Origin of the sequence: Mesorhizobium sp. M1342, assembly GCF_040317955.1 — a bacterium.
Lineage (GTDB): Bacteria > Pseudomonadota > Alphaproteobacteria > Rhizobiales > Rhizobiaceae > Mesorhizobium.
On the sequence record NZ_JAMYLI010000032.1, the window covers coordinates 40,591 to 66,501 of the forward strand.

Consider the following 25,911-nt stretch of genomic DNA (forward strand, 5'->3'; position numbering starts at 1 on the left):
TCGCCTATCCCGATTTCGATCCGGCAAGGAGCGATTCTCGATGCGGACCATCTGGCTGAGCCTTCTGTTTTCCTCGGCACTTGCGGCCTTTTCTGGCCAGTCATTGGCCGGCGAGACCCGCGCCAGGCAGATTCTTGACCGCTTCGAGCACGCCAACCAGTGGCGCGACCACGTCATGGTGGTCGCGCATCGCGCCGGCAGCATGCAGGCGGGCAAGACGCTCTACGCGGAAAATTCGATTGCCGCCGTGGAGGGGGCGATCGCGATGGGCGCAGAAATCGTCGAGGTCGATATCAGGCGCTCGAAGGACGGTGAGTTCGTCGTCATGCATGACAGCTGGCTCGACCGCACCACGACCTGCAAGGGCGAGGTGGTCAAATACACACTGGCCGAACTGAAGACCTGCAGGCTGGTGATCGAGGGCACCGGCGCCGTCACCAATGAGACGGTTTCGACGCTGCGCGAGATGCTCATGGCAACCAGGGACAGGATCCTCATCAACCTCGACAACAAGCTCGACGTCGGCGACCTCTCGGGCATGATCGCGGTGGCTCGCGATCTCGGCTTGGCCGAGCAGGTCATCGTCAAGGAGAATTTGTGGAACCAGGCCAGGATCACCACGGTTAAGGCCGCCATGGCCGCTATCGGCGGCGGCTTCCAGTTCATGCCGATCATCGCCGATGATGCGGTGCGTGATGCCGGCTTCGCCCGGACGGTCGACCATGCCTTTTCGCCGCGCGCGATCGAGCTCATCAACTGGCGGGCAGGCGCCGACACGCTGACCGAAGCCGGCGGGCCGCTGTTCAGCACGCGCATGCGCGCGGCCGCGGTCAGGGGCAACTGGCACATCTGGGCCGACACCTACGCCATCGCCAACAAACCGGGCGGCTTCCTGGCGGGCGGCCGCGGTGACGAACTGGCCATACAGGCCAGCCTGCCGCGCGAAGCCTGGGGTTTCTGGGCCGATCGCGGCGCCACCATCATCCAGACCGACGAGCCGAAGGCGGCCATCGGCTGGCTGGCGGCGAATGGTTTTCGCGTGCCCTATGCGGACGAGGCGCGGCCCGTTGAGCCGGCGAATACGGCCAGTATCAATTAGCAATCCGATGCTGGCGCAGTCACCCCACCTTGGGAACGCCGGCGCCATCACCCCACCCGGCGCTGCGCGCCGAGCTCCCCATCGAGGGGAGGTAGGAGGTCGCGGCTATTTTCGATCCGCCGGGGGCCTGCACGACCAGGTAGTAGTCTGGATGTAAAGCGCGGCGCCCCACCTCCCCTTGATGGGGAGGTCGGCGCGAAGCGGGCGGGGTTACTGCCGAGCCCTAAAAAGGCCGTCCGAAGACGGCCTTAGCTTCCATAGCTGCATGCAGGTCCTGCGCCTCAAGCCGCCGTCGCCATCCCATCCAACTCTCCCAGCACATCATCTGAAAGTACCAGTTCGGCAGCCGCGAGGTTCTCCCTGAGATGCCCGACCGACGATGTACCGGGGATCAACAGGATGTTGGGCGCGCGGCGCAGCAGCCAGGCGAGCGCAACCTGCATTGGCGTGGCGCCGAGGCGCGTTGCGACGTCCGACAGGGTGGAGGATTGCAGCGGGTTGAAGCCGCCGAGCGGGAAGAACGGCACATAGGCAATGCCGTCGCGGGCAAGATCGTCGATCAGGGCGTCGTCGCCGCGATGCGCAAGATTGTACTGGTTCTGCACGCAGACGATCTCGGCGATCCCGCGTCCTTGCGCGATCTGGGCCGGCGTCACGTTGCTCAATCCTATGTGCCTGACCAGGCCCTGTTGTTGAAGCTCGGCCAGCACGGTGAGCGGCGCTTCGATCGATCCCTCGGCTGGACCATGGGTATCGAACATGATGCGTAGGTTGACGACGTCGAGCACATCGAGCCCGAGATTGCTGAGATTGTCATGCACCGCCTGGGTCAGCGCTTCGGCAGAAAAGGCCGGCAACCACGATCCATCCGCGCCGCGCCGGGCGCCGGTCTTGGTGACGATGACGAGATCGTCAGGGTAGGGCGCCAGCGCTTCGCGGATCAAAAGGTTGGTGACGTGCGGGCCATAGAAGTCGCTGGTGTCGATATGGTCGATCCCCTGCGCAATCGCCTCGCGCAGCACGGCCAATGCCGCGTCATGGTCCCTAGGCGGTCCGAAAACGCCGGGACCGGCGAGCTGCATGGCGCCGTAGCCGAGCCGCTTCACGGTATGACTGCCGAGCTTAAAGGTGCCGGATTGTTGGATGTTGGACATGATTGATCTCCTTTGAGGAGGCAGAGATAGGCGCTGCCCAACCTCGTGATAATCCGGTACAATCCACACAGGCCGTGCGGAATGGCGAACAATGATGGACCTCAGCGATCTGAACGCCTTCGTGGCGGTGGCGCGCGCCGGCGGTTTTCGCGATGGCGCGCGTGCGAGCGGCGGCAGCGCCTCCGGGTTGAGTGAGGCGGTGCGTCGCCTGGAAGTGCAGCTTGGCGTCAGGTTGTTCAATCGCACGACGCGCAGCGTTGTTCCCACCGAGGCGGGCCTCAGCCTGCTGGAGCGGCTCGGCCCGGCGCTGTCGGAGGTGGAGGCGGCGCTGGACGTGGTGAACGGCTTTCGCGACAGGCCGGCGGGCTCGCTGCGTCTCAATGTGCCGGTCAGCGCCGCGCGGTTGATCTTGCCCGATATCGTGCCGGGTTTCCTCGCCGCCTATCCCGGCATCCGGCTGGAGGTGATCGCCGATGAGAACTTCGTCGATGTGCTGGCGGCCGGGTGCGACGCCGGCATCCGCTATGATGAGCGGCTGGAGCAGGACATGATCGCGGTGCCGATCGGACCGCGCGTGCAGCGCTTCGCCACCGCCGCCAGCCCTGCCTATCTTGCTCGCCATGGGCGACCGCAACATCCGAGCGATCTGCTTGGCCACTCTTGCGTGCGCGGGCGCTTTGCCAGCGGTGCGATGCTGCCCTGGGAGTTCGAGCGCGACGGTGAGGTGGTGCGGGTCGATCCGACAGGGCCGCTGATCGTGCGCATCGGCGGCGCGACCGATCTTGCCGTCGATACGGCCATCGCGGGCACAGGCATCATCGGCCTCTTCGAGGGCTGGCTTCGCCCTTACTTCGAAAGCGGCGCGCTTGAGCCCATTCTCGAACCGTGGTGGCCGAGTTTTCCCGGACCGTTCCTCTATTATCCCGGCCGGCGCCTGGTTCCGGCCCCGCTGCGGGCGTTCATCGACTATATCAAGGGCGGCAAGGCCTGACCTGTTTTGTGACGGCGCCATCACCCCACCGGCACTACGCGCCGACCTGCCCGTCGAGGGGAGGTCGCGCCGCAGGCGCGGATGGGGTGACTGCCGAGCCGCAAACAAAAAGGCCGCCCGGAGGCGGCCTTTCGATGGTCTGAAGCTGCGGAGCGTTTAGCGCTTCGAGAACTGGAACGAACGACGGGCCTTCGCCTTGCCGTACTTCTTGCGCTCGACGACGCGGCTGTCGCGGGTCAGGAAGCCGCCCTTCTTGAGCACGGCGCGCAGCGTCGGCTCGTAGTAGGTCAGCGCCTTGGAGATACCGTGACGCACGGCGCCAGCCTGGCCGGAGAGACCGCCGCCGACAACTGTCGCGACGATGTCGTACTGCCCGGCGCGGTTGGAGGCGACGATCGGCTGGTTGAGGATCATCTGCAGGACCGGACGCGCGAAATAGGTCGCGAATTCCTTGTCGTTGACGATGATCTTGCCGGAACCCGGCTTCACCCAGACGCGCGCAATGGCGTTCTTGCGCTTGCCGGTGGCATAGGCGCGGCCCGACTTGTCGAGCTTCTGGACGTGGACGGGGGCCGCCGGCTGGGTATTGGTGTTGCCGGTGGCGGCGCCCAGTTCTGCGAGCGAGGAAAGCTCAGCCATCTTATGCGACCTTCTTGTTCTTGGCGTTCAGCTTGGCCACGTCGAGCACGACGGGCTGCTGGGCGACATGCGGATGCTCGGCACCTGCATAGACGCGCAGGTTCTTCATCTGGCGACGGCCGAGCGGGCCACGCGGGACCATGCGCTCAACGGCCTTCTCGACGACACGCTCGGGGAAACGACCCTCGAGCAGCTGGCGCGCGGTGCGCTCCTTGATGCCGCCTGGGTGGCCGGTGTGCCAGTAATAGACCTTGTCGGTGAACTTCTTGCCGGTGAACACCACCTTGTCGGCATTGATGACGATGACGTTGTCGCCGTCGTCGACATGCGGGGTGAAGGTCGGCTTGTGCTTGCCGCGAAGATGATTGGCGATGACGGTGGCCAGACGACCGACGACGAGACCTTCGGCGTCGATCAGGATCCACTTCTTCACCACATCCGCAGGCTTCTGCGAAAAGGTTGTCATGTTTTCTGCTCTCGGTTCTGACCTTCACGAGGGAAGGCGTTTCTTGTTGCTTGGATTGTCGGAAGGACGCTGCCCGCCGCCAATAACAAAACGGCGGCCTTTGCGGGCCGCTGCTTCGTGATGGGCTTATAGGCGAGGGTGTTTGTGGCGTCAAGGTGCACGAAACGGTGGATAGCAGGTAAAGTACTGCAAAAACAATAGTTTAGTTAAAAGGTATTATTTTACCACATCGCCATTTCGCTTTGGCGGGATCGAATAGGTGCCGGTGGCGTGCGCCACAGTGTGCCGGTCCGGGCCGGCGACGATGTCGATGTCGAACACCATCAGGCTCTTTCCGAGCTTCAGGATGCGGCAATGGCCATCGATCGGTCCGGCCTCGGCCTTGCGCACGAAATTGATGTCGAGGTTGACGGTAACGGAAAGCGCATCCGGCCCGGCATGGCTGAGCACGCAGACGTAGCCGCCAATGTCGGCCAGCGTGAACAGCGAAGGGCCGGATACGGTGCCGCCCGGACGCAAGTGCCGCTCGCCGGCGTTGAGCCGCACGGTGCAGCCGCCGGGGAACACGTCGATCGCCTCGAAATATTTGAACTGCTCATTGAGCTGCGGATAGACGGTCTCCAGCAGCGCATTGACTTGTTGCGCGGTCAGCACCGGCTTCAAATTGGTTTGGGCGGGCATGTCGGTCTCTCGTTTTTGGCCTACCTGTATGGGCGCGGCGCGGCATTTCTGACAATCTTCGTCCCCTGGTGCAAGCGATCGGTGTTGGACGAAACCTGATCCGGTATTAGATACTCTGGCAGCCCCAGCGGAATCGCGGAGACCTTATCCATGGCCGAAATCCTTGCCATCAAGCCTGCCGCCGTTGAGGGTCCGGTTGTTGCACGACTGGACAAGGGCGTGCTGCGCCTCACACTCGCCAATCCGCCCGCCAACGCCCTGTCGCTGGCGGTGATGGCGGCGCTGACGGCCGAACTCGAGCGCGCCAAGGCCGATAAGGCGGCTCGCGTGATCGTTTTGTCGGCATCCGGCAAGGTGTTCTGCGCCGGCCATGATCTCAAGGAAATGACGGCGCGCCGCACTGACGCCGATCATGGCAAGGCCTTCTTCGCGGAGACGTTTGCCGCTTGTGCGACGCTGATGCAGGCCATCGTGCGCCATCCCTTGCCTGTCATCGCCGAAGTCGACGGCCTGGCCACCGCCGCCGGGCTGCAGCTGGTCGCCAGCTGCGACCTGGCGATCGCTTCGCATGAGGCGACTTTCTGCACGCCGGGCGTCAACATCGGCCTGTTCTGCTCGACGCCGATGGTGGCGCTGTCGCGCAATGTCTCGCGCAAGCATGCGATGGAGATGCTGCTGACCGGCGAGACGATCGATGCGGCGACCGCCAAGGAATTCGGCCTGGTCAACCGTGTCGTGCCGCGCGAATATCTGAATCAGATTGTCACCAAATACGCGCAAACCATTGCTTCCAAATCATCTTTGGTGGTCAAGACCGGCAAGGAGGCTTTTTACGCGCAGGCCGAGATGGGCCTGGCGGACGCCTATGCCTATACGGGCCGGATCATGGTTGAGAACATGCTGGCACGCGACGCGGAGGAGGGCATCGGTGCCTTCATCGGCAAGCGCAAGCCGGAATGGAAGGACGAGTAAGGAGAACGTCATGGAACCGCGCATCTCCATCATCACCATTGCTACCGACGATCTCGACCGTGCGGTGCGCTTCTACGAGGCGATGGGCTTGAAGCGGCATGCCGGTATCACCGACGGTGTCGCCTTCTTCCAGATGGGCGGCGTCATTCTTGGCCTGTTCCCACGTGCCAGCGCAGAAGAGGATTCCGGCATTGCCTTCGCCGCGGCGCCATCGGCGGTCTACCTCGCCTACAACACCCGCTCCGACGCCGAAGTCGACGACGTGCTCGCCAGGGCGCAAAAAGCCGGCGGCCGCATCGTCAAGCCGGCCGGCCGGGCCTTTTGGGGCGGCTGGTACGGCTACTTCGCCGACGCCGACGGGCATGTCTGGGAAGTGGCGCACAATCCGGCCTTTCCGATCGCGGAAGACGGCACGATTTCGCTCCCCGGCTGATGGCCCATCGCAAGCAGCTGACGCGGCTCAAAGCTCCCTACCTCAAGCGTATCCTGCTTGATCCCGCGCGGGTCGAGGATTGGGAAAAATATCCCTGGAACCTGCCGCTGTTTCGCGGCCATGAGTTCGAGCTCGAATTCACCACGCCGATCACCATCATTGTCGGCGAGAACGGCACCGGCAAATCGACGCTGCTCGAGGCGATCGGCGCGTTGGCCGGCTATGATGAGGTCGGCGGCGGCAAGGGCTATCGGCCGGTGGACCATTCCAGCGCCATCGACAAGAGTGGTGCTGCATTGGCCAACACATTCCGCGGTCACTGGCTGCCGAAAGTCACCGCCGGCTGGTTCTTTCGTGCCGAATCCTTCTACTCCGTGGCCCGCTATCTCGATCAGGCAGTGCTGGAGTCTGGCGGGGCGCCGCCGGACTTCCTGTCCTGGTCGCATGGCGAGGGCTTTATCCGATTTTTCGAGGAGCGCTGCCGCAGGCAAGGCATCTACATCCTCGATGAACCCGAGAGCGCACTGTCCCCGACGCGCCAGATCGAACTGCTCAAGATGCTGCGGCGCATGGACCAGTCGGGCACCGCGCAAGTGATCATGGCGACGCATTCGCCGCTGCTGATGGCCTGTCCCGGCGCGCGGCTGTTCCGCATCAGCCGGTTCGGGCTGGAACCCGCCGACTTTCGCGACACGGACCACTTCCGCATGCTGCGCGATTTTAGCAATGACCCGGATGGCTTTCTCGACGAGGCGTTGTATGAGGACGAGGCATGATCCACGATAGTTACGACAACACCTACATCGCCGGCATCCTCAATTCGGTGAAGACCGTCGCCATGGTCGGCGCGTCCGCCAATGATGTGCGGCCAAGCTATTTCGTGCTGAAATATCTGCTGGCCAAGGGCTTTTCGGTGTTCCCGATCAATCCCGGCCAGGCCGGCAAGGAGATACTCGGTCGGATGACCTATGCCAGGCTCGCCGATATTCCGGAGCCGGTCGACATGGTCGACATTTTTCGCGCGCCGGCGGCAGTGCCCGGCATCGTCGACGAGGTGTTGCGGCTCGATCCCCTGCCGAAAGTCATCTGGATGCAGCTTGGCGTGCGCCATGACGAGGCAGCCGCGCGCGCCGAGGCCGCGGGCATCAAGGTGGTGATGAACCGCTGCCCCAAAATCGAATATGGCAAGCTGTCCGGCGAGATCGGCTGGACCGGCGTCAATTCCGGCGTGCTGTCGTCGAAGAAGCCGCTGATGCGCTCTGGCTTCCAGAGTTTTGGCGTCCGCCAGAAATAGGCGAGGGGCGAAAGCGCAAAATTATTCCGGCAAACGCCGTATTTTCCTGCCGCTTGATAGAAGGTCCTGCACGGAAGGGTATTTTCTTCTTTGCATTCGAGGCCGGGCTTCGCCAAGAATGCCCGGCGAATTTCAGAAGGTTTTTCAGGGAGGTTTTCAGTGACCCGCACGCCAGGTTTCAACACGCTCGCCGTCCATGCCGGCGCCAAGCCCGACCCGGCGACCGGCGCTCGCGCCACGCCGATCTACCAGACGACCTCCTTCGTCTTCGACGATGCCGACCATGCCGCCTCACTGTTCGGACTGAAGGCTTTCGGCAACATCTATACCCGCATCATGAACCCCACCCAGGCGGTGCTGGAAGAGCGCATGGCGGCCCTCGAAGGCGGCACGGCGGCTCTTGCGGTCGCCTCCGGCCATGCCGCGCAGGTGATCGTGTTCCACAATCTGATGCAGCCTGGCGACAATTTTGTTGCCGCCAACAAGCTCTATGGCGGTTCGATCAACCAGTTCGGCCATGCCTTCAAGAATTACGGCTGGGAGGTGCGCTGGGCCGACACCAACGACATCTCGACCTTCGAAAGCCAGATCGACGACAGGACCAAGGCTCTCTTCATCGAGAGCCTGGCCAATCCGGGCGGCACCTTCGTCGATATCGAGAAGATCGGCGACATCGCACGCAAGCACGGCCTGCCGTTGATCGTCGACAACACGCTGGCCTCGCCCTACCTGATCCGGCCGATCGAGCATGGTGCCGACATCGTCGTCCATTCGCTGACCAAATTCATCGGCGGTCACGGCAATTCGATCGGCGGCGCCATCGTCGATGGCGGCACCTTCGATTGGTCGAAGTCGGGCAAATATCCGATGCTGTCGGAACCGCGCCCCGAATATGGCGGCCTCGTCCTGCACGAAACCTTCGGCAATTTCGCTTTCGCCATTGCCGCGCGTGTGCTCGGCCTGCGCGATCTCGGCCCGGCGATCTCGCCGTTCAATGCCTTCCTCATCCTGACCGGCCTGGAAACCTTGCCGCTGCGCATGCAGCGCCACTGCGACAACGCCGTGACGGTTGCTGCCTGGCTGTCCAACCACCCCAAGGTTGCCTCGGTGAACTATCCCGGCCTGCCCAGCGACAAGAACAACGCCCTGCAGAAGAAATACTCACCACTTGGCGCCGGCGCCGTGTTCACCTTCGCTCTCAAGGGCGGCTATGACGCCGGCGTCAAATTCGTCGAGGCGCTCGAACTGTTCTCGCACCTGGCCAATGTCGGCGACACCAAGTCGCTGGTCATCCACCCGGCCTCGACCACGCACCGCCAGCTTTCCGACGAGCAGAAGGTCAAGGCCGGCGCAGGACCGGACACGGTGCGGCTTTCGATCGGCATCGAGGACGTCAACGACATCGTCGCCGACCTCGAACAGGCGCTTGCCAAGGTCTGATCTTTTTTACCCTCCTCCTTGTGGGGAGGGTCGGCGCGCAGCGCCGGGGTGGGGGTGAGCCGACGCGAAGCCGGCTCTTTCATGGAGGCAAGTTCTTGTCCGCGCATTACCTGACAATAGCGACTGACGCCGTCGAGCCTGAATCTGGCGCGCCGGCGCCGGACCGGCTGATCTCGGGCGATCCCAAATTCCGCACCTGGAATGTCGAGGAGCGCGACGGCGGCCTCTACGCCGGCATCTGGGAATCGACCCCGGGCAAATGGCGCATCGTCTATGACGAGTGGGAGTTTTGCCACATCCTGTCCGGCGTTTCGGTGATCGCGGAGGACGGTGGGCAAGCGCGCACCGTTCGGGCCGGCGACAGCTTCGTGCTGAGGCCCGGCTTCAAAGGCAGCTGGGAAGTGCTTGAAACGACTCGCAAGGAATATGTGATCAAGCTGTAGACCATGATCCCGAAAAGTGGAGGCCGGTTTTCGGGTAGAGATCATGGTCGAACAACAACAGATGTGCGGATCAAACGATGCGATCGATATCGCTGTCCGAGAATCCGTATCGCGCCATCATCTGTCGGTGCCAGTCGCTGCCCACCAATTCATCGAGGCAAGCATCGATGCGCCGGAGCAGGGCTGAATTGCCTTTGGCGATCGCGAAGGCACCGGCCGACGGCTGCTTTTCAATCGAGGGAACCTCGACAAGTCCAAGCCGCATTTCGGGCCGCCGGGTCAGATAGCCTCGATGCGCCATGGCGACGCTGGCATCGGCGTGCACGACGCCGTTGGCCACTGCGTCCGCCGCATCCGCCTGCGTTGCAAACATCCTGATCTGCCCAGGCGCAATTCCGTTGTGCAGCGCCGTAAGGTGCTGAACCTGATCGTTTATGACACCAATCAACGCTGTTCCGTCCTCGGCAATGGATTGGTAGCCGCGAAAGCCGCACGGATTGTCCACCGCGACCAGCAACCCGTCCTGCAACGCCCATATCGGCCGTGTGAAGTCGACAAGCTGCCTGCGCTCTTCGGAGAAGAACAGGCCGGTCGTCATGGTCCAACGGCCCTCGACCAACCCAGGCAGCAGCTCAGCGAATTCGGTTTCGATCGGCTTAAAGCTCGCCAATCCGAGCATGTCACCGAGCCTGCGCGCAAGCTCGACGTCACAGCCTGAGACCTCGCCCGGTGCGCCGGTGAAGCAGAATGGCGGCTCTTCCAGGAAGGCGAATTTCAACTCGGTCATGTCAGGCAAAGCGTCGCCGTCCTATTTTGCCGGAAACTGGCTGAGGCAGCCCCAGGTTCGCGATCGTCAAAAGCCGACGGCGAGCGTTTCCAGCCCATGGAAGTGGTAAGTGTCGCGGAAGCTTGGGCTTTCGGCAAGATGCAGCTTCGGATGCCGTTCGAACAAGGTTTTCAGCGACACCTGCAATTCGAGCCGGGCGAGCGGCGCGCCGATGCAGAAATGGATACCGGCGCCGAAGGAGACGTTCTTCTGGTCGGCACGGTCGGGCCGGAAAGCGAGGGGATCGGCGAAGGCGCGCGGGTCATGATTGGCCATGCCAAGCAGCAGCCCGATCGTCTGCCCCGGCTGCACGACGATGCCGGGCGAGACTTCGATCTCCTGATAGGCGTAGCGCGTGAACATGTGCAGCGGCGCGTCGAACCGCAGGCATTCCTCGACCGTTGCCGCGGTCGTCTCGGGCGAGCCGAAGAAGCGGCTGACATCGCCCCCTTGCGCAAGGATCGAGCGGACGGCATTGCCGGTCTGGTGCACGGTCGCTTCATGGCCGGCATTGAGCAGCAGGATCGCCGAGGACACCATCTCGTCCTCCGACAGCTTTTGGCCATCCTCCTGCGCCGAGATCAGCAGCGACAAAAGGTCGTCGCCGGGATTCCTGCGTCGTTCGGTGACGTAGCCACGGAGGAAATCCGCAAATTCGCGCGCGGCGCGGTTGGCCGTCTCTTCGATTTCGCGGGTGCGGCCATGCATATACATGGCAACCATCTGGTGCGACCAGTCGAGCAGTTGCGGCCCCATTTCGACCGGCACGCCGAGCATTTCGGCAATGATGGTGATCGGCAAGGGCGCCGCGAAAGCAGGCAACAGGTCGACCGTCTTGCCTGGTTCGAAACGGTCGATCAGGTCGTTGGCCAAGGCCTCGACACGCGGCCGCAGCCTTTCGACCTGGCGCGAGACGAAGGCGCGGTTGACCAGTGTTCTCAGACGCGTGTGCACCGGCGGCTCCAGTTCCAGCATCGAATTGGCTTCGAGCCCGTCGAAGGCCCTGAGATGGCTGCGGTCCTGTCCAATGCCGCGGCTGTCTGGAATGCCGGCCGGGTTCTGGCGGCCGAAGCGGCGGTCGCGCAGCAGCCGGTTGACGTCGTCGAAGCCGCCAAAGCACCAGAAGCCGAATTCTTCCCAGAAGAATGCATTCGATACGCCATGCAGGAAAGCATAGGCATCATAAGGGTTTTGAAAAAAGGCCGGCTCGTGCGGGTCGAGCCGCAGGCGTCGAGTGGCTGGATCAAAGACCAGGGCGGGTGGCGTCAATTTGCTCATGCCAGACCAATAGCGCGGCTTGCCAGCCTGGTTCCAGACCGTATGTTGGCGCCCGCAATCGAATACGTTGAGCCAGCCGACCGGCTGCGGAAAGTCTGATTTGATGAATGTGATCGTTGTCGGCGCGGGCATTGCCGGTCTCTCCACGGCGTGGTCGCTGGTCAAGGCCGGCCACAGCGTTTCGATCGTCGAGCAAGGGCCGATCCCAAACCCGATGGCCGCGTCGGGCGACCATCATCGCATCATCCGCCGCGCTTACCGCGCGGGGACCGGCTATGGCCGGCTGATCACCGAAGCCTACCAGGCCTGGGACGAGATGTGGGCCGATCTCGGCGAAAGCCATCTTGATGCGCGCGGATTTGTCTGCGTTTCGCGCGAACCGGGCGACGAGGCCGAGGAATATCGCGAGGGCCTGGAAGAAGGCAATTTTCCGTTCGAATTGCTGGAGCCCGATGCAGCAGTGAAACGCTGGCCGTTTCTCGAAGCCGGCTCGTTTCGCTACGCCTATTTCTCGACCGAAGGCGGCGCCCTGCATTGCCGCAAGATAGCCTCCGGCATGGCAAACTGGCTGCGCGCCAACGGCGCCAATGTCTACGAAAACAGCAAGGTCATCGAAGTCGACGCCGAAGCCGGCCACATCGTGCTCGAAAGCGGCGAGACGATGCAGGCCGACCGTATCGTTGTCGCCGCCGGCGCCTGGGTGCTGAAACTGTTTCCGGAACTGGACGGCGAGCTGAAGACCTATCGAACCGCACTCGCCTATGTCGAACCGCCGGCCGACCTCAAGGCCGCCTGGCGGGTGGCACCGGTTGTCCTCGATGTCGGCGGCGCGATCGACGGCTATGTGATCCCGCCCTCCGGCGGCGCCGGCATGAAATTCGGGTCCGGGCTGCACAGGGTGCCGACCAGCGACGCCGATTGGAACCGTCAGCCGGTGGCGGGCGAGGGCGAGGCGATCCGCAACCTGTTTTCGCCGCCGATCGCGCGCATCGAGGAATACAGGGTGACCGAGGTGGTCACCTGCGCCTACACCTTCACCGAAGATGAGAAGTTCTTCGCTCACGAGCGAGGAAAATGCCTGATCGTCTCGGCCTGCTCCGGCCATGGCTACAAATTCGGCGCTGCGGTCGGCCGGCGCGTTGCGGCCGCGGTGGGCGACGGCGACATCGCCGGCCTGAAGACATGGCTGCGGGCGGAAGTGGCCTGAACGCCGCCAGGTTGAAGACTCACTCAGCGATTGATTTCGTCTGCGGCGGCAATGACTTCGGACACAATCGCCTGCACGTCATCTGGGGTCGTTCGGTGATTGACGAAACACGCGCGCAGCGCGAAATGGCCGTTGATCGTCGCATTCGACAGATACACCCGGCCGCGCGCGATCACGCGGCGCAGGATCGCTTCATTGTTCTTTGAGCGGTGGCGGAAACAGACTGCGCTTAGCGATACGGGTGCAAGCTGTTCCAACTCCGGCTGCGACGCGATTGCCTGCGCCAACATCTGGGCATGGTTGAGATCGCGGGCGATGGCTTCGCGATAGGCACGGCGTCCGTGATACTGCAGCGACATCCAGAGCTTCAGCGCACGGAAGCGTCGAGAGAGTTCGATCGACTCCTCAAAGAACGCAAATGCTTCCGTAGGGTCATCGCTCAGTATCCTGACGTAGTCGTCGCTGTGCGAAAAAGTCTTTCGCGCAATGTCCGGGTGACGATAGAGCAGGCAGCCGCAATCGAGTGGCTGATAGAGCCATTTGTGCGCATCCAGTGACAGCGAATCCGCCGAAGACAACCCTTGGAACTTTTCCGGCGCCGCAAGAGCCGCCAGCCCTCCGTAGGCACCGTCGACGTGCATCCACAGCGCCTCCCTCCGGGCGATGTCTGCAATCTCGGGAAGGGGATCGATCGCACCGGAGATGATGGTGCCGACCGTGGCCACGATGGCGATGGGCATGTTTCCGGCCTCGCGGTCGACGGTGATAGCCGCCTGGAGGGCATCCGTCCGCATCCTGAATTTGTCGTCGACAGGGATCAAACGGAGATTTTTTCTACCGATCCCCAACAGCGCGACGGCCTTTGGAATGGACATGTGCACTTGCTCGGAAGCATAGATCACGCAGGGCCGCACGCCTGTTTCGTTGGCTGGTAGCTTCGCTTCCCGCGCCATCGCCAGGGCCATGAGGTTCGCCGTCGAGCCGCCGCCGCACAGGCTGCCTGTAAATCCGGGGCAACCGACAGCCTCCGCCAACCACCCGATCACGGCGCGTTCGATCGATGTCGCAGCCGGAGCCGACCGCCACGACGTCACATTCTGATTGAGCACCGCAGCCAGCAGCTCCCCCAGCGCGCCGACCGGTTCGCCGGAGCCGACGACATAACCGAAGAATCTGCCGGTTGAAGGCCGCACATGCTCCGCGATCGACTTGAAATCCTGCAAGACTTCCCGTCCGCGGCCGCTCTCCTGCCAAGGCCGCGAGAACAGTTCGGTCGTCTGTTTGCCGCTGGTCGTGGGATACGTCCGACGTTCCTCGAGGGAGGCCCAGTAACCTTTGGCAAGCGCCAAGGCTTCTTCGGCAAGGTCTGACAATTCCTGATTGGAAATTTCCAGGTCGCGCATGCCCTCAGCCCTACGGAGATCCGCTGCGACGCAGGTTACGCTATGCTCGCTAATCCTGGCAATGCCTGGGAATATGCACCCGCCGCCAGCCCGATGAACCTTCGCGAACCAGCACGCGGCGCGCGATGGTCTGGTAGGAGGCGGGAACATCGATGACGCGCCTTTGCTCGGGCTGCACCAGCACCTCCTGGGCGATCCTGTCGTACTGTGCGGGGATGACCACGCGCCGCGTGCGTTCGGGCTGGATCACCACGGTTTTGGCAACACGTTCGTAGCGCGCCTTGTGCCATACCTTGCACAGCACCTTGCGGCCATGGATGACGCGCCATTCCCAGGAGTAGCCGCCGCCATCGACCCGGACCGTGCGGTAGACGGTGCGGGTGACGGCCGGCACGATCTGGTAGGTCACTTGCGCCGGAACGGTCATCACGACGCGCTCGCGCGTGCCATAGATAGGGGCGATATAGTCGACCTGCTGGCCGGGCGGACTGATCATCACGTCTTCATAGACCGTGTCGTAGACGGCCGGACTGCGGACCGGTTCATAACATTCGACGGCGCGGCCGCCGGCCGCCGTCTGCGAAATCGTGCCGAGCATGGTCAGCCCGGCGATGGTGAAGCATGCGGTTTTCCCGGGCATGACACTCCCCCTGTTGAACTCTACGCATAAGTTCAACGTTGAATTGTAGAGGAAGCCGTTTCGGAGAAAAGCGGTTTCGGCGCATTTCGTTAAGTGACGCGGTTAAGAAACTGCTACCTTGCGCGGCCGGCCATGCGGCTCCGGACCCGCGGAAGCATCCGCCGCCGCGAATCCTTGGTCAGAAAGCTTGATTCGACTTACCCAGATGGCTAGGAGGGGTCGGCCTTGCACAAGGATGAGCCGGCATCCTATTTACGGAATAACGATCCAGAACCGATTCTGCCCGATCCGCCAGCATTCCCGGCGCCGGAATCCCACCGCGAGATAAGAGACAACTGATGAAGAACCCCGTCGAAACCTACATGAACCTCGTTCCGATGGTGGTCGAACAGACCAATCGCGGCGAGCGGGCCTACGACATTTTCTCGCGTCTCCTCAAGGAGCGCATCATTTTCATCACCGGTCCGGTCGAGGACGGCATGGCGACGCTGGTCTGCGCGCAGCTTTTGTTCCTCGAAGCCGAGAATCCGAAGAAGGAAATCAACCTCTACATCAATTCGCCGGGCGGCGTCGTCACCTCCGGCATGGCGATCTACGACACCATGCAGTTCATCAAGCCGGCCGTGTCGACGCTCTGCATCGGCCAGGCGGCTTCGATGGGTTCGCTGCTGTTGACCGCCGGCCACAAGGATATGCGCTTTGCCACGCCGAACGCCCGCATCATGGTTCACCAGCCTTCCGGCGGCTTCCAGGGCCAGGCGTCCGACATCGAGCGCCATGCCCTGGATATCATCAAGCTGAAGCGTCGCCTCAACGAGGTCTACGTCAAGCACACCGGCAAGAGCTACGAAGAGATCGAGAAGACGCTCGACCGCGACCATTTCATGACCGCTGACGAAGCCAGGGATTTCGGCCTCATCGACAAGGTCATTTCGTCGCGCGAGCCGCCTGAAGGCGCTGTGGCATAAGGGCTTATTGGCAGTTGGATGGCGGCATCACGCGCTTTTGGTGTGTCTTGCGGCATTTCGGCCACAATTGGCTGTTCCCTCGGGGGACAGGATTGCCTACGTTAAGGCTATGTTGAGTTTCGGCGGCTTAGCTTTATGCGGGGTTGTCGCGAATCATTGCCACGTTTTCTGATTTGTGTTTCGTACGGAATGCGTTGCGGGAGCCGGAACACACTGGCGGCGGCGGATTCCCGCGATAGATAGAGTATGCGCCCTTTCAGCCAGACCATCGGCGGGCGGCCATGAAAGGACATGAAAATGAGCAAGGTCGGCAACAACAGCGGCGATTCCAAGAACACGCTTTACTGCTCGTTTTGCGGCAAAAGCCAGCACGAAGTGCGCAAGCTGATCGCCGGTCCGACGGTCTTCATCTGCGACGAGTGCGTCGAACTCTGCATGGACATCATCCGTGAGGAGAACAAGACCTCGATGGTGAAGTCGCGCGAAGGCGTGCCGACACCGCAGGAGATCCTCAAGGTTCTCGACGATTATGTCATCGGTCAGCCCTATGCCAAGCGCGTGCTGTCGGTGGCGGTCCACAACCACTACAAGCGCCTCGCGCATGCCGGCAAGAACAACGATGTCGAACTGGCAAAGTCCAACATCCTTTTGATCGGCCCGACCGGTTGCGGCAAGACGCTGCTCGCGCAGACGCTGGCCCGCATCATCGACGTGCCCTTCACCATGGCTGATGCGACGACGCTGACCGAAGCCGGCTATGTCGGCGAGGACGTCGAGAACATCATCCTGAAGCTGTTGCAATCGGCCGACTACAATGTCGAGCGGGCCCAGCGCGGCATCGTCTACATCGACGAGATCGACAAGATTTCGCGCAAGTCGGACAATCCCTCGATCACCCGCGACGTGTCGGGCGAGGGCGTGCAGCAGGCGCTTCTGAAGATCATGGAAGGCACCGTCGCCTCGGTGCCGCCGCAAGGCGGCAGGAAGCACCCGCAGCAGGAGTTTCTGCAGGTCGATACGGCCAACATCCTGTTCATCTGCGGCGGCGCCTTCGCCGGGCTGGACAAGATCATCTCGGATCGCGGCCGGAAGACCTCGATCGGCTTCGGCGCGGTCGTCGCTTCGCCGGAGGATCGCCGCACTGGCGATGTCTTCCGCCTGGTCGAGCCCGAGGATCTGTTGAAGTTCGGTCTTATCCCCGAATTTGTCGGCCGTCTGCCGGTTCTGGCGACGCTGGAAGACCTCGACGAACCGGCGCTGATCCAGATCCTGACCGAGCCGAAGAACGCGCTGGTCAAGCAGTATCAGCGGCTGTTCGAGATGGAGAATGTCGACCTGACCTTCCACGAGAACGCTCTTTCGGCGATCGCCAAGCGCGCCATCGAGCGCAAGACCGGCGCGCGCGGCCTGCGTTCGATCATGGAGGCGATCCTGCTCGACACGATGTTCGAGCTTCCCGCGCTCGAAGGCGTGCGCGAAGTGGTGATTTCGGAGGAGGTGGTGACCGGCAGTGCCCGGCCGCTCTACATCTACTCCGAGCAGAAGGAAAAGAAGGGCAATGTCAGCGCCTGACATGAGCCCGCAGCGAAATTCTGGAACGGCGCCGCAAGGCGCCGTTTTGCTGTCGCGCAGGGGTTTTGCGCGGCGTACGGCTTGGCGTCGCAAATGTGTCACTCGCGGACGGGTTGGAAGTGCGGATTTGGACGCGCCCCTTGATCTTTGGGGGTCGTGCATCCAACTAACTGGAGAAGGCCGAGGTGCCCGATTTCTGTGCTGTAAAACTCCCGTCACAAACGGTGGTAGGCGGAACGATCCCCGGTCGTTAATATAAGATTCGCGGTTGGCTGATTGGCAGCCGCGACATGAAAGGTTGGACAATGGCCAAAGTATCCAAGGCACCCAGCGACGGCGTCTTCGCAGTTCTCCCACTGCGCGACATCGTGGTGTTCCCGCACATGATCGTGCCGCTCTTCGTCGGGCGTGAGAAGTCGATCAAGGCGCTGGAAGAGGTGATGGGTCAGGAAAAGCAGATCCTGCTTGCCACCCAGATGAATGCCGCCGACGACGATCCCGAGCCCGATGCCATCTTCGACATCGGCACGCTCGCCAATGTGCTGCAATTGCTCAAGCTGCCCGACGGCACCGTCAAGGTTCTGGTCGAAGGCGCTTCGCGTGCGAAAATCGTCTCGTTCACCGACCGTCCCGACTTCCACGAGGCCCGCGCCGCGGCGCTGGTCGAGCCGGAAGAGGAAGAGGTCGAGGTTGAGGCGCTGGCGCGTTCGGTCGTCACCGACTTCGAGAACTACGTCAAGCTGAACAAGAAGATCTCGCCCGAAGTGGTGGGTGCTGCCAGCCAGATCGACGACTATTCCAAGCTCGCCGACACGGTTGCCTCGCATCTCGCCATCAAGATCCCTGAGAAGCAGGAAATGCTGGCCACGCTCTCGGTCAAGGAGCGGCTGGAAAAGGCTATGGGCTTCATGGAAGCCGAAATCTCCGTCCTGCAGGTGGAGAAGCGCATCCGCTCGCGCGTCAAGCGCCAGATGGAGAAGACGCAGCGCGAATACTACCTCAACGAGCAGATGAAGGCGATCCAGAAGGAACTCGGCGAAGGTGAGGACGGCCGCGACGAGGCCGCCGAGATCGAGGCGCGCATCAAGAAGACCAAGCTCTCCAAGGAGGCCCGCGAAAAGGCGGAAGCCGAGTTGAAGAAGCTCCGGACGATGTCGCCGATGTCGGCTGAATCGACCGTCGTGCGCAACTATCTCGACTGGATCCTGTCGATTCCGTGGGGCAAGAACTCCAAGGTCAAGCAGGACTTGGCTTTTGCGCAGAACGTGCTCGACACCGATCATTTCGGCCTCGACAAGGTCAAGGAGCGCATTGTCGAGTATCTCGCCGTGCAAAGCCGCCAGAAGAAGCTGAAGGGGCCGATCCTGTGCCTCGTCGGCCCTCCCGGCGTCGGCAAGACCTCGCTCGGCAAGTCGATCGCCAAGGCGACCGGTCGCGAATTCATCCGCATGGCGCTTGGCGGCGTGCGTGACGAGGCCGAGATCCGTGGCCACCGGCGCACCTATATCGGCTCGATGCCCGGCAAGGTCATCCAGTCGATGAAGAAGGCCAAGAAGTCCAACCCGCTCTTCCTGCTCGACGAGATCGACAAGATGGGCCAGGACTTCCGTGGCGATCCGTCATCGGCGTTGCTCGAGGTCCTCGATCCGGAACAGAACTCGACGTTCATGGACCATTACCTCGAGGTCGAATACGATCTGTCGAGCGTCATGTTCGTGACGACGGCGAACACGCTGAACATCCCGGCGCCCTTGATGGACCGCATGGAGATCATCCGTATTGCCGGCTACACCGAGGACGAGAAGATCGAGATCGCCAAGCGGCACCTGATGCCGAAGGTGATCCGCGATCATGCGCTGCAGCCGAAGGAGTTTTCCGTCGGTGAGGACGCGATCCGCGCCATCGTCCAGACCTACACCCGTGAAGCGGGCGTCAGGAGCCTGGAGCGCGAGCTGATGAAGCTCGGGCGCAAGGCGGTGACCGAAATCCTGAAGACGAAGAAGAAGACGGTGAGCATCACGGCGGAGAACCTCTCCGATTACCTTGGTGTGCAGCGCTACCGCTTCGGCCAGGTCGAGGCTGACGATCAGGTCGGTGTCGTCACAGGTCTTGCCTGGACGGAAGTCGGCGGCGAACTGCTGACGGTCGAAGGCGTCATGATGCCCGGCAAAGGCCGCATGACGGTGACCGGCAACCTGCGCGACGTGATGAAGGAATCGATTTCGGCGGCGGCCTCCTATGTCCGCTCGCGCGCCGTCGATTTCGGCATCGAGCCGCCGCTGTTCGACAAGCGCGACATCCACGTGCACTTGCCGGAAGGCGCCACGCCGAAGGACGGCCCGTCGGCAGGTGCTGCCATGGCGACAGCCATTGTGTCGGTACTGACGGGTATTCCGGTCCGGGCGGATGTGGCGATGACCGGCGAGATAACGCTTCGCGGCCGCATCCTGCCGATCGGCGGGCTCAAGGAGAAGCTGCTCGCCGCACTGCGCGGCGGCATCAAGAAGGTGCTGATCCCGGAAGACAATGCCAAGGATCTGGCGGAGATTCCGGACAATGTGAAGAACGGCATGGAGATCATTCCGGTCTCACGTGTCGGCGAGGTGTTGCGGCACGCGCTGGTGCGTATGCCGGAGCCGATCGAATGGGTCGAACCGGTCAATCCGCCGGCCGCGACAGACAGTGCCGACGACGCTGGAAAATCCCTGGCGCATTAGAGCTCCGGGCGTCCATCTGGACGCACAAAGGACGCTCTAACGCTCAGACTTGTGCATGGCCCCTGCCGAAAACCGGCTACGGTTTTCAGGGCCATGCATTGGTTTTCGTCAAGGTTGCAGCGCACAAACGGAGAGCCGGGCCTAGCGCCCGGCTTTTTCATGTGAAAAACCCAGCATTTCCGGGCTTTTTCCGTTTTTTTCCTGCCTTTTCGGCTTGGTTGCGGCAACGCTTCTTTCTACAGTCCGTTTCCTGCCGGATGAGTCGATAGTTCCGGTGTTCTCATGGAAGGGAATTTTTATGAACAAGAACGAACTGGTGTCCGCTGTCGCCGACGCCGCGAGCATTTCGAAGGGTGACGCGCAGTCGGCGGTCGATGCGGTATTTTCCACCATCACCGGCGAACTGAAGAAGGGCGGCGATGTCCGGCTTGTCGGCTTTGGCAATTTCACCGTGTCAAAGCGTGCCGCCTCGACCGGCCGCAATCCTCAGACCGGCGCCGAAGTGAAGATCCCGGCGCGTACCGTGCCGAAGTTCTCGGCCGGCAAAGGCCTCAAGGACGCAGTCAACTAAGCGCCTTTTTCTTTTCAGAGACCAGAAAAGCCGGGCTTGCCCGGCTTTTCATTTTCGTGGCCTACGCACGTACACACGACCAGAAAAGCCGGGCTTGCCCGGCTTTTCATTTTTGTGCCAGACGCTGACGCGACGGCGGCCGGCTTATGCGGTCGGCGCTTCAGGGCGCATAAGGCCTTCCTTCTTGAGATCGGCCCAAAGGGCTGCGGGCAGTTTCGCATCGAGCAGCGAGCGATTGCTCTCGACTTCGCTCGGCCACTGGCCACCGGGGACCACTGAGACGACCGAAGGGTGCAGTAGCGGGAATTGCAGGGCGGCCTCGATCAGCCGCACGCCATGGCGCTTGCAGACGCTCTCGATGCCGGCGACGCGGTCGAGGATGTCCTTCGGCGCTTCGGAGTAGTTGTAGTAGGCGCCGGGCTTCGGTCCGGTCGCCAGGATGCCGGAGTTGTAGGGGCCGCCGAGAACGATGCCGATGCCGCGTGCCTGGCAGAGCGGCAGGAAGGACGTCAGCGCCTCCTGTTCCAAGAGCGTATAGCGACCGGCCAGCAGGAACAGGTCGAAGTCGCCGCGCTCGGCCAGCGTCTGCGCGACCTGCCACTCATTGATGCCGCCACCGAACGCCTTGATCACGCCCTGGTCGCGCAGCGACAGCAAGCCGTAATAGCCCGAGCGCATGAACTCTTCGAGGCGCCGGTCGGAGGCTTCCTTGCTGCCATGGGTGAAGATGTCGACATCGTGCACGAAGAGGATGTCGATCCGGTCGACGCCGAGGCGCTCAAGCGAGGCTTCGAATGAGCGCATGACACCGTCATAGCTGTAGTCGTACACCTCGCGGCGCGACGGCGTGTCGAAGAATTTGCCGATGCCGGTGCGCTCTTCGGGCGGGCAGGCACGCATGATGCGGCCGACCTTGCTCGACAGCACATAGTCGTCGCGCTTCTTGCCGCGCAGGAACGGGTTGAGCCGCGTTTCCGAGAGGCCGAGCCCATAGAGCGGCGCGGTGTCGTAGTAGCGGCAGCCGGTCGCCCAGGCGGCCTCCAGCGTGGCGTTGGCGTCCTCGTCGGAGACGGCACGGTAGAGGTTGCCGAGCGGCGCCGTGCCGAAGCCGAGCTCGGTGAAACTGATGCCGCCATTGCCGATGCGGTCGAAATGCCGTGTCTTCATATGCTGCCGTTTGCCTCGTTTGATTTGTCTGACATGACACTATCATGCCTGTGGTCCGGCAAAAGCATCGCTGCGCGTTGGACACGCATTTTCGCGGTTGCTAGCATGAACGAAATCAAGCTGTTCGTAGCAGCAAGAGCGGCAAATCCCAGGGTAATTTTCAATGGCAGGTTTGCGGTGAGCAACAAGAGCAAAAGCCTGTTCGAGACCGCGCTTGAGGAGCTCGGCGGCGTGCTGGCACGCATCGACGAAAGCCGGATCGACGCCGCCTGCAAAATGCTGGCCGGCGCGCGACAGATCGTCGTCTATGGCTGCGGCCGCGAGGCCTTGCAGGTCAAGGGTTTTGCCATGCGGCTCTACCATTTGGGCCTGCCGGTTTCCGTGGTCGGCGACATGAACACACCGCCGCTGGGGCAGGGCGATGTCTTCCTGGTCAGTTCCGGGCCGGGAGAGACCTCGACCGTGCTGACCTTGATGCAGGTCGCGCGCCAAGCAGGTGCAACCAATCTCCTGTTGACCGCCCAGGCCGAAGCCAGCGCGGCAAGGCTTGCCGACTTCACCCTGCTCATTCCCGCGCAGACCATGGCCAACGATCAGGGGGCGCAAAAAACATCGGTCCTGCCGATGGGCTCGGTGTTCGAAGGCGCACTGTTCCTGCTGTTCGAGGTGATGGTGCTGAAGCTCAGGGAATTGATTGGCGCGTCGCCTGAAGCAATGCGCGCCCGCCACACCAACATGGAATAGATCATGCGCTACGAACTGATGCTGCCACACCAGATCCGCAGGGCGATCGCCGAGAATTGGCCGGTCGCTCTGCCGCTCGGCGTGCTCGAATACCATGGCGAGCACATGGCGGTCGGCATGGACACGCTGGCCGTCGTCAAGACGCTGGAGCTGTTCGAGAAGGAGAGGGACGTCGTCATCCTGCCGCCGTTCTACTACGGTGCGGCGAGCTACGCGGTGGCGCCGCCGGAAGGCAGCGGCTCAGTGCAGGTCGGCGGCGCTGCGCTGGCGCCGTTTGGCGAGGAACTGTTCTACAGCCTGCTGCGCATCGGCTTTCGCAACATCCACGCCATCATCCACCACCAGACCGAGAATTTCGCCGCCGGCATGCCGACCGATCTGGCGTTCAAGACCGCCGGTCGCCAGGCGATCTTCCGCTTTCTCGAAAAGGAACGCGGCGAGGGCTGGTGGGGGTCGCAGGCGATGGCCGACTACTATTCCGGGCACGCCGCGGGTGAAAATTTCTTCAACTGGGTACAGGTTCATCCGCTGATGCCGGCTGACATGAACGGCAAGTACCCGTTCGACCATGCCGGCATCGGCGAGACATCGCTGATGCTGGCGCTATGCCCGGAGGCGGTGGACGCCGGTCACTTCGACGACAACAAGAGCTGGTATACGGCGAGCGCCAAGGATGCTTCGGCTGAGCTTGGGCAGAAGGGTGTGGCTATGATCCTCGATCACCTGCGGATGATTCTGAGGAGCTAGCTACGAGATTGTCGGGCGGCTTTGGTAGTTCGTCATCCTAGGGCGAAGCAGGAGCGAAGCGACGTCGCGGAGACCCTAGGATCCATGCCGTGACCGCAGCCAACGAACGCTGCGGCGCAGGATAGAAGCGGTTCGCAGCGGCCTTTCCTCGCGTCAAAAGTTTCTTCACCGTGGCGGAGCGCCGATGTCACGGCATGGATCCTAGGGTCTGCGCCGCGTCGCTTCGCTCCTTGCTCCGCCCTAGGATGACGAAGTGATGAGCCTGGCGCTGCTCGCTGCTACTTCACCGCTCCCGCGGTCATGCCCATGATCAGATAGCGCTCCAACGCGATGCCGATGACGGCGAGAGGCGCGATGGCCGCCGTGGCGAGCGCCGCCATCGACCACCAGTTGATGCCTTGCGAGCCGGTCTGGCTTGCCACCATGACCGGGATGGTCTTGGCGTCGGTCGAGGTCAAAAGGGCGGCGAAGAAATACTCGTTCCAGCACAGCACCATCGCCAGGATGAAGGCGGCGACCATACCCGGCAAGGCGATCGGCATGACGATGCGGAAGAAGGCGCCCCATATCGACAGCCCGTCGACGAGCGCTGCTTCCTCGAGTTCGACGGGAATCGAGTTGAACTGGTCGCGCATGATCCATACGACGATCGGCAGCACCATCAGCGTGTAGAGCAGGATCAGCCCGATGCGCGTGTCGAGCAGGCCGACCTCGCGGTAGAGCACCAGGAAGGGCAGTGCGAGCACCACCGGCGGCAGGATCAGCTGCGACAGGAAGAAGAACGAGATGTCCTCGTTCTTGAACCAGGCGAAATGATAGCGATAGCGGGTGAGCCCGTAGGCGGCGAGGCTGCCGATGACGATGGCGAGGCTCGACGCGCCGACCGAGGTAATCACCGAATTCATGAAGCGCTTGAGGAATTCCTCGCGCACCGTCGAGGTCTGGAAGATCGAGTCCGGCGACAGGCCAAGCGAGCGCCAGCCTTTCCAATCCGGCTGGAAGTCGACGAAGGGAATGAGATGGCCTTGCGTGACATCGACCGCCGTTTTGAATGAGGTCGTGATCGTCCAGTAGATCGGGAACAGGCAGATGAACGCCCAGAAGGCCAGCGCCCCATAGATGAAGACGCGGCTGGCGAGGAAGCTCGCCGGCGAGCGGATCTCCGAGGCGACATATTCGGTGGTCTGAACGCTCATCTCAGCTCAATTCACATTTCGGACAAAACGGTTGGCAAATTTCAACAGCCACGTGACGAACACGACGATGATCACCAGATAGGCCATCGCCAGCATGGTTCCGTAGCCGACATTCGAGCGGTCGCGATATTCGCGGTAGATGAAGCTCGACACGGAATCAGTGGCGCCGCCGGGGCCGCCGGACGTCACCGTGATGATGATGTCGGCAAGCTTCAGCTTGAAGATGATGCGCAGGATCACCGCCGTCACCGACACCGGCAGCATCAGCGGAAAAGTGACCTGCCAGAAGGTCTGCCACGCACTGGCGCCGTCCACGCGTGCGGCTTCGAGCACCTCGCGCGACATCGCCTGCAGCCCGGCCAGCAGCATGATCATCATGAACGGAATGAAGGTCCAGGCATCCAGTATCATGATCGATATGCGCGCGATGATCGGGTCGGAGAAGAAGGCCGGATTTTCCCAGCCGAGATGGCGCGCCAGCGTTGCGGCCGGTCCGAACCGGTATTCCATCAGCGACTTGCCGATCATCCACGACACGGCGACCGGCGACAGCATCAGCGGCATCAGGAAGACGACGCGGAAGAATTTTCGCGCCCGGATCTGGGCGTTGAGGAGCAGCGCCAGGCCGAAGGCGATGACATATTCGACCGCCACCGCCAGCACATAGAGCACCATGTTGAACAGCGCGTTGCGGTAGTAGGGATCGGCCAGCATCTGCCAGAAATTGTCGAGCCCGTTGAACTTGCGGCCACTGAAGGAACTGAGGTTCCAGTCGGTGAGGGCGATGTAGAATCCGAACAGCGTCGGGAAGATCACCATGGCGATGGTGAACAGCAGCGCCGGCAGCAGGAACAGGGCACGCTGGCCATCCTCGCCGCGCGTCAGCACCTGGCCGGCGCCGATCGCCACGCCCCACAGAACATAGGCATAGACGACGGGGCGCCAGGTCTCGAAGCCGATCGTATCGGCGCTGCCCTTGTAGAGGATCTCCAGCACGATCGTCGCCAGCAGGCCAAGCGTCGCAACGGCCATCAGCGCCCAGCCAAGGCGTTTGCGGCCTGGAGAGATCAGATCGGAAGGGCCGGCATCTGCCGGCCACTGGTTCGCGGTCGAAGTCTGGTCAGCCACAAATCTCGCCCGTTTGAAGGCTCTCGAGGAGCCGGAGCCGGTCTAAAGTGGTGCGCGGGTGGCCCCCCGCCCCCCGGCAAAGAGCACCCCAACAGGACCCCCGAACAAAGTTTATCGATGAAAGGATTGGCGGCC

General features: G+C 62.4%; 26 protein-coding genes. 15 read left to right on the forward strand and 11 right to left on the reverse strand.

Translation table 11 applies throughout. The annotated features are described in order from the left end of the window. The first annotated feature begins 40 nt into the window (after positions 1 to 40). Positions 41 to 1,099, forward strand: coding sequence for a glycerophosphodiester phosphodiesterase family protein (locus NKH06_RS26880; RefSeq protein WP_023810269.1), 1,059 nt, complete (start codon positions 41 to 43; stop codon positions 1,097 to 1,099). Between the two features lie 281 nt (positions 1,100 to 1,380). On the opposite strand, the gene NKH06_RS26885 is transcribed toward NKH06_RS26880, so the two are convergent. Further along, positions 1,381 to 2,253, reverse strand: coding sequence for an aldo/keto reductase family oxidoreductase (locus tag NKH06_RS26885; protein ID WP_023810270.1), 873 nt, complete (start codon positions 2,251 to 2,253; stop codon positions 1,381 to 1,383). Between the two features lie 91 nt (positions 2,254 to 2,344). On the opposite strand from NKH06_RS26885, the gene NKH06_RS26890 reads away from it, so the two are divergent. Next, positions 2,345 to 3,244: a LysR family transcriptional regulator gene (locus tag NKH06_RS26890; RefSeq protein WP_023810271.1), complete on the forward strand. Its 900-nt coding sequence runs from the start codon at positions 2,345 to 2,347 to the stop codon at positions 3,242 to 3,244. 156 nt (positions 3,245 to 3,400) lie between these two features. On the opposite strand, the gene rpsI is transcribed toward NKH06_RS26890, so the two are convergent. From rpsI to NKH06_RS26905, 3 genes are all read right to left on the reverse strand, one after another. Next, positions 3,401 to 3,883 carry a 30S ribosomal protein S9 gene (gene rpsI, locus NKH06_RS26895; protein WP_352442562.1) on the reverse strand — a complete coding sequence of 161 codons (483 nt, stop codon included), beginning with the start codon at positions 3,881 to 3,883 and terminating at the stop codon, positions 3,401 to 3,403. A gap of 1 nt (position 3,884) precedes the next feature. Continuing rightward, positions 3,885 to 4,349 (reverse strand): 50S ribosomal protein L13, encoded by a 465-nt coding sequence (gene rplM / locus NKH06_RS26900; RefSeq protein WP_013532205.1) that lies wholly within the window; start codon positions 4,347 to 4,349, stop codon positions 3,885 to 3,887. A 216-nt stretch (positions 4,350 to 4,565) separates the two neighbouring features. Beyond that, positions 4,566 to 5,030: a PaaI family thioesterase gene (locus NKH06_RS26905; RefSeq protein WP_023810273.1), complete on the reverse strand. Its 465-nt coding sequence runs from the start codon at positions 5,028 to 5,030 to the stop codon at positions 4,566 to 4,568. A 150-nt stretch (positions 5,031 to 5,180) separates the two neighbouring features. On the opposite strand from NKH06_RS26905, the gene NKH06_RS26910 reads away from it, so the two are divergent. From NKH06_RS26910 to NKH06_RS26935, 6 genes are all read left to right on the forward strand, one after another. Then, positions 5,181 to 6,002: an enoyl-CoA hydratase gene (locus tag NKH06_RS26910; protein WP_023810275.1), complete on the forward strand. Its 822-nt coding sequence runs from the start codon at positions 5,181 to 5,183 to the stop codon at positions 6,000 to 6,002. A 10-nt stretch (positions 6,003 to 6,012) separates the two neighbouring features. Beyond that, positions 6,013 to 6,435 (forward strand): VOC family protein, encoded by a 423-nt coding sequence (locus NKH06_RS26915; RefSeq protein WP_023810276.1) that lies wholly within the window; start codon positions 6,013 to 6,015, stop codon positions 6,433 to 6,435. After that, positions 6,435 to 7,211 (forward strand): AAA family ATPase, encoded by a 777-nt coding sequence (locus tag NKH06_RS26920; RefSeq protein ID WP_352894670.1) that lies wholly within the window; start codon positions 6,435 to 6,437, stop codon positions 7,209 to 7,211. The genes NKH06_RS26915 and NKH06_RS26920 overlap by 1 nt, the downstream gene beginning before the upstream one ends. Continuing rightward, a complete protein-coding gene (locus NKH06_RS26925; RefSeq protein ID WP_023810278.1) occupies positions 7,208 to 7,729 on the forward strand; it encodes a CoA-binding protein in 522 nt (173 codons plus the stop codon). Before NKH06_RS26920 ends, NKH06_RS26925 begins: the two co-directional genes overlap by 4 nt. 159 nt (positions 7,730 to 7,888) lie before the next feature. Next, a complete protein-coding gene (locus NKH06_RS26930) occupies positions 7,889 to 9,169 on the forward strand; it encodes an O-acetylhomoserine aminocarboxypropyltransferase (RefSeq protein ID WP_023810279.1) in 1,281 nt (426 codons plus the stop codon). Between the two features lie 95 nt (positions 9,170 to 9,264). Further along, a complete protein-coding gene (locus NKH06_RS26935) occupies positions 9,265 to 9,612 on the forward strand; it encodes a cupin domain-containing protein (RefSeq protein WP_023810280.1) in 348 nt (115 codons plus the stop codon). Between the two features lie 70 nt (positions 9,613 to 9,682). On the opposite strand, the gene NKH06_RS26940 is transcribed toward NKH06_RS26935, so the two are convergent. Then, positions 9,683 to 10,399, reverse strand: coding sequence for a transporter substrate-binding domain-containing protein (locus tag NKH06_RS26940; protein ID WP_031212921.1), 717 nt, complete (start codon positions 10,397 to 10,399; stop codon positions 9,683 to 9,685). A gap of 66 nt (positions 10,400 to 10,465) precedes the next feature. Then, positions 10,466 to 11,716 carry a cytochrome P450 gene (locus tag NKH06_RS26945; RefSeq protein ID WP_352442570.1) on the reverse strand — a complete coding sequence of 417 codons (1,251 nt, stop codon included), beginning with the start codon at positions 11,714 to 11,716 and terminating at the stop codon, positions 10,466 to 10,468. A gap of 103 nt (positions 11,717 to 11,819) precedes the next feature. Here NKH06_RS26945 and NKH06_RS26950 point away from each other — a divergent pair, with 103 nt between their 5' ends. Then, entirely contained in the window at positions 11,820 to 12,923 is a 1,104-nt protein-coding gene (locus NKH06_RS26950) for an NAD(P)/FAD-dependent oxidoreductase (RefSeq protein WP_128305447.1), read from the forward strand. 23 nt (positions 12,924 to 12,946) lie between these two features. On the opposite strand, the gene NKH06_RS26955 is transcribed toward NKH06_RS26950, so the two are convergent. After that, positions 12,947 to 14,326, reverse strand: coding sequence for a pyridoxal phosphate-dependent decarboxylase family protein (locus NKH06_RS26955; protein WP_023810283.1), 1,380 nt, complete (start codon positions 14,324 to 14,326; stop codon positions 12,947 to 12,949). 49 nt (positions 14,327 to 14,375) lie between these two features. Beyond that, positions 14,376 to 14,966, reverse strand: coding sequence for a hypothetical protein (locus tag NKH06_RS26960; protein WP_023810284.1), 591 nt, complete (start codon positions 14,964 to 14,966; stop codon positions 14,376 to 14,378). A gap of 338 nt (positions 14,967 to 15,304) precedes the next feature. Here NKH06_RS26960 and NKH06_RS26965 point away from each other — a divergent pair, with 338 nt between their 5' ends. From NKH06_RS26965 to hupB, 4 genes are all read left to right on the forward strand, one after another. Beyond that, positions 15,305 to 15,934, forward strand: coding sequence for an ATP-dependent Clp protease proteolytic subunit (locus NKH06_RS26965; RefSeq protein ID WP_023810285.1), 630 nt, complete (start codon positions 15,305 to 15,307; stop codon positions 15,932 to 15,934). A gap of 297 nt (positions 15,935 to 16,231) precedes the next feature. After that, positions 16,232 to 17,506 (forward strand): ATP-dependent Clp protease ATP-binding subunit ClpX, encoded by a 1,275-nt coding sequence (gene clpX / locus NKH06_RS26970; RefSeq protein ID WP_013532190.1) that lies wholly within the window; start codon positions 16,232 to 16,234, stop codon positions 17,504 to 17,506. 305 nt (positions 17,507 to 17,811) lie between these two features. Next, positions 17,812 to 20,223, forward strand: coding sequence for an endopeptidase La (lon, locus tag NKH06_RS26975; protein ID WP_023810286.1), 2,412 nt, complete (start codon positions 17,812 to 17,814; stop codon positions 20,221 to 20,223). A 298-nt stretch (positions 20,224 to 20,521) separates the two neighbouring features. After that, the gene (gene hupB, locus NKH06_RS26980) at positions 20,522 to 20,794 is read left to right on the forward strand and encodes a DNA-binding protein HupB (RefSeq protein ID WP_023810287.1); all 273 of its coding nucleotides are present in this window, start codon (positions 20,522 to 20,524) and stop codon (positions 20,792 to 20,794) included. A 144-nt stretch (positions 20,795 to 20,938) separates the two neighbouring features. Here the strand turns inward: hupB and NKH06_RS26985 are convergent, their stop codons facing one another. Further along, on the reverse strand, positions 20,939 to 21,961 hold the full coding sequence (locus NKH06_RS26985; protein WP_352894673.1) for an aldo/keto reductase: 1,023 nt from the start codon (positions 21,959 to 21,961) through the stop codon (positions 20,939 to 20,941). A 105-nt stretch (positions 21,962 to 22,066) separates the two neighbouring features. Between NKH06_RS26985 and NKH06_RS26990 the strand changes: the two genes are divergently transcribed. Beyond that, positions 22,067 to 22,705 carry an SIS domain-containing protein gene (locus NKH06_RS26990; RefSeq protein WP_502895317.1) on the forward strand — a complete coding sequence of 213 codons (639 nt, stop codon included), beginning with the start codon at positions 22,067 to 22,069 and terminating at the stop codon, positions 22,703 to 22,705. A 3-nt stretch (positions 22,706 to 22,708) separates the two neighbouring features. Then, positions 22,709 to 23,452 (forward strand): creatininase family protein, encoded by a 744-nt coding sequence (locus NKH06_RS26995; protein ID WP_352442566.1) that lies wholly within the window; start codon positions 22,709 to 22,711, stop codon positions 23,450 to 23,452. Between the two features lie 278 nt (positions 23,453 to 23,730). Here the strand turns inward: NKH06_RS26995 and NKH06_RS27000 are convergent, their stop codons facing one another. Together NKH06_RS27000 and NKH06_RS27005 are read right to left on the reverse strand one after the other, a co-directional pair. Further along, a complete protein-coding gene (locus NKH06_RS27000) occupies positions 23,731 to 24,648 on the reverse strand; it encodes a carbohydrate ABC transporter permease (protein ID WP_352442567.1) in 918 nt (305 codons plus the stop codon). Between the two features lie 6 nt (positions 24,649 to 24,654). Next, a complete protein-coding gene (locus NKH06_RS27005; RefSeq protein WP_128305443.1) occupies positions 24,655 to 25,776 on the reverse strand; it encodes a carbohydrate ABC transporter permease in 1,122 nt (373 codons plus the stop codon). Positions 25,777 to 25,911: the final 135 nt, after the last annotated feature.

Coding starts and splice junctions, on each gene's coding strand:
- NKH06_RS26955 (WP_023810283.1), bottom strand. CDS start 14,326: ATGCGCGACCTGGAAATTTCCAATCAGGAATTGTCAGACCTTGCCGAA.
- NKH06_RS26885 (WP_023810270.1), bottom strand. CDS start 2,253: ATGTCCAACATCCAACAATCCGGCACCTTTAAGCTCGGCAGTCATACC.
- NKH06_RS26965 (WP_023810285.1), top strand. CDS start 15,305: ATGAAGAACCCCGTCGAAACCTACATGAACCTCGTTCCGATGGTGGTC.
- NKH06_RS26960 (WP_023810284.1), bottom strand. CDS start 14,966: ATGCCCGGGAAAACCGCATGCTTCACCATCGCCGGGCTGACCATGCTC.
- NKH06_RS26890 (WP_023810271.1), top strand. CDS start 2,345: ATGATGGACCTCAGCGATCTGAACGCCTTCGTGGCGGTGGCGCGCGCC.
- NKH06_RS26925 (WP_023810278.1), top strand. CDS start 7,208: ATGATCCACGATAGTTACGACAACACCTACATCGCCGGCATCCTCAAT.
- NKH06_RS26880 (WP_023810269.1), top strand. CDS start 41: ATGCGGACCATCTGGCTGAGCCTTCTGTTTTCCTCGGCACTTGCGGCC.
- lon (WP_023810286.1), top strand. CDS start 17,812: ATGGCCAAAGTATCCAAGGCACCCAGCGACGGCGTCTTCGCAGTTCTC.
- NKH06_RS26915 (WP_023810276.1), top strand. CDS start 6,013: ATGGAACCGCGCATCTCCATCATCACCATTGCTACCGACGATCTCGAC.
- NKH06_RS26905 (WP_023810273.1), bottom strand. CDS start 5,030: ATGCCCGCCCAAACCAATTTGAAGCCGGTGCTGACCGCGCAACAAGTC.
- NKH06_RS26985 (WP_352894673.1), bottom strand. CDS start 21,961: ATGAAGACACGGCATTTCGACCGCATCGGCAATGGCGGCATCAGTTTC.
- NKH06_RS26950 (WP_128305447.1), top strand. CDS start 11,820: ATGAATGTGATCGTTGTCGGCGCGGGCATTGCCGGTCTCTCCACGGCG.
- NKH06_RS26990 (WP_502895317.1), top strand. CDS start 22,067: ATGAACGAAATCAAGCTGTTCGTAGCAGCAAGAGCGGCAAATCCCAGG.
- NKH06_RS26920 (WP_352894670.1), top strand. CDS start 6,435: ATGGCCCATCGCAAGCAGCTGACGCGGCTCAAAGCTCCCTACCTCAAG.
- NKH06_RS26945 (WP_352442570.1), bottom strand. CDS start 11,716: ATGAGCAAATTGACGCCACCCGCCCTGGTCTTTGATCCAGCCACTCGA.
- NKH06_RS26940 (WP_031212921.1), bottom strand. CDS start 10,399: ATGACCGAGTTGAAATTCGCCTTCCTGGAAGAGCCGCCATTCTGCTTC.
- clpX (WP_013532190.1), top strand. CDS start 16,232: ATGAGCAAGGTCGGCAACAACAGCGGCGATTCCAAGAACACGCTTTAC.
- hupB (WP_023810287.1), top strand. CDS start 20,522: ATGAACAAGAACGAACTGGTGTCCGCTGTCGCCGACGCCGCGAGCATT.
- NKH06_RS27000 (WP_352442567.1), bottom strand. CDS start 24,648: ATGAGCGTTCAGACCACCGAATATGTCGCCTCGGAGATCCGCTCGCCG.
- rplM (WP_013532205.1), bottom strand. CDS start 4,349: ATGACAACCTTTTCGCAGAAGCCTGCGGATGTGGTGAAGAAGTGGATC.
- NKH06_RS26910 (WP_023810275.1), top strand. CDS start 5,181: ATGGCCGAAATCCTTGCCATCAAGCCTGCCGCCGTTGAGGGTCCGGTT.
- NKH06_RS26995 (WP_352442566.1), top strand. CDS start 22,709: ATGCGCTACGAACTGATGCTGCCACACCAGATCCGCAGGGCGATCGCC.
- rpsI (WP_352442562.1), bottom strand. CDS start 3,883: ATGGCTGAGCTTTCCTCGCTCGCAGAACTGGGCGCCGCCACCGGCAAC.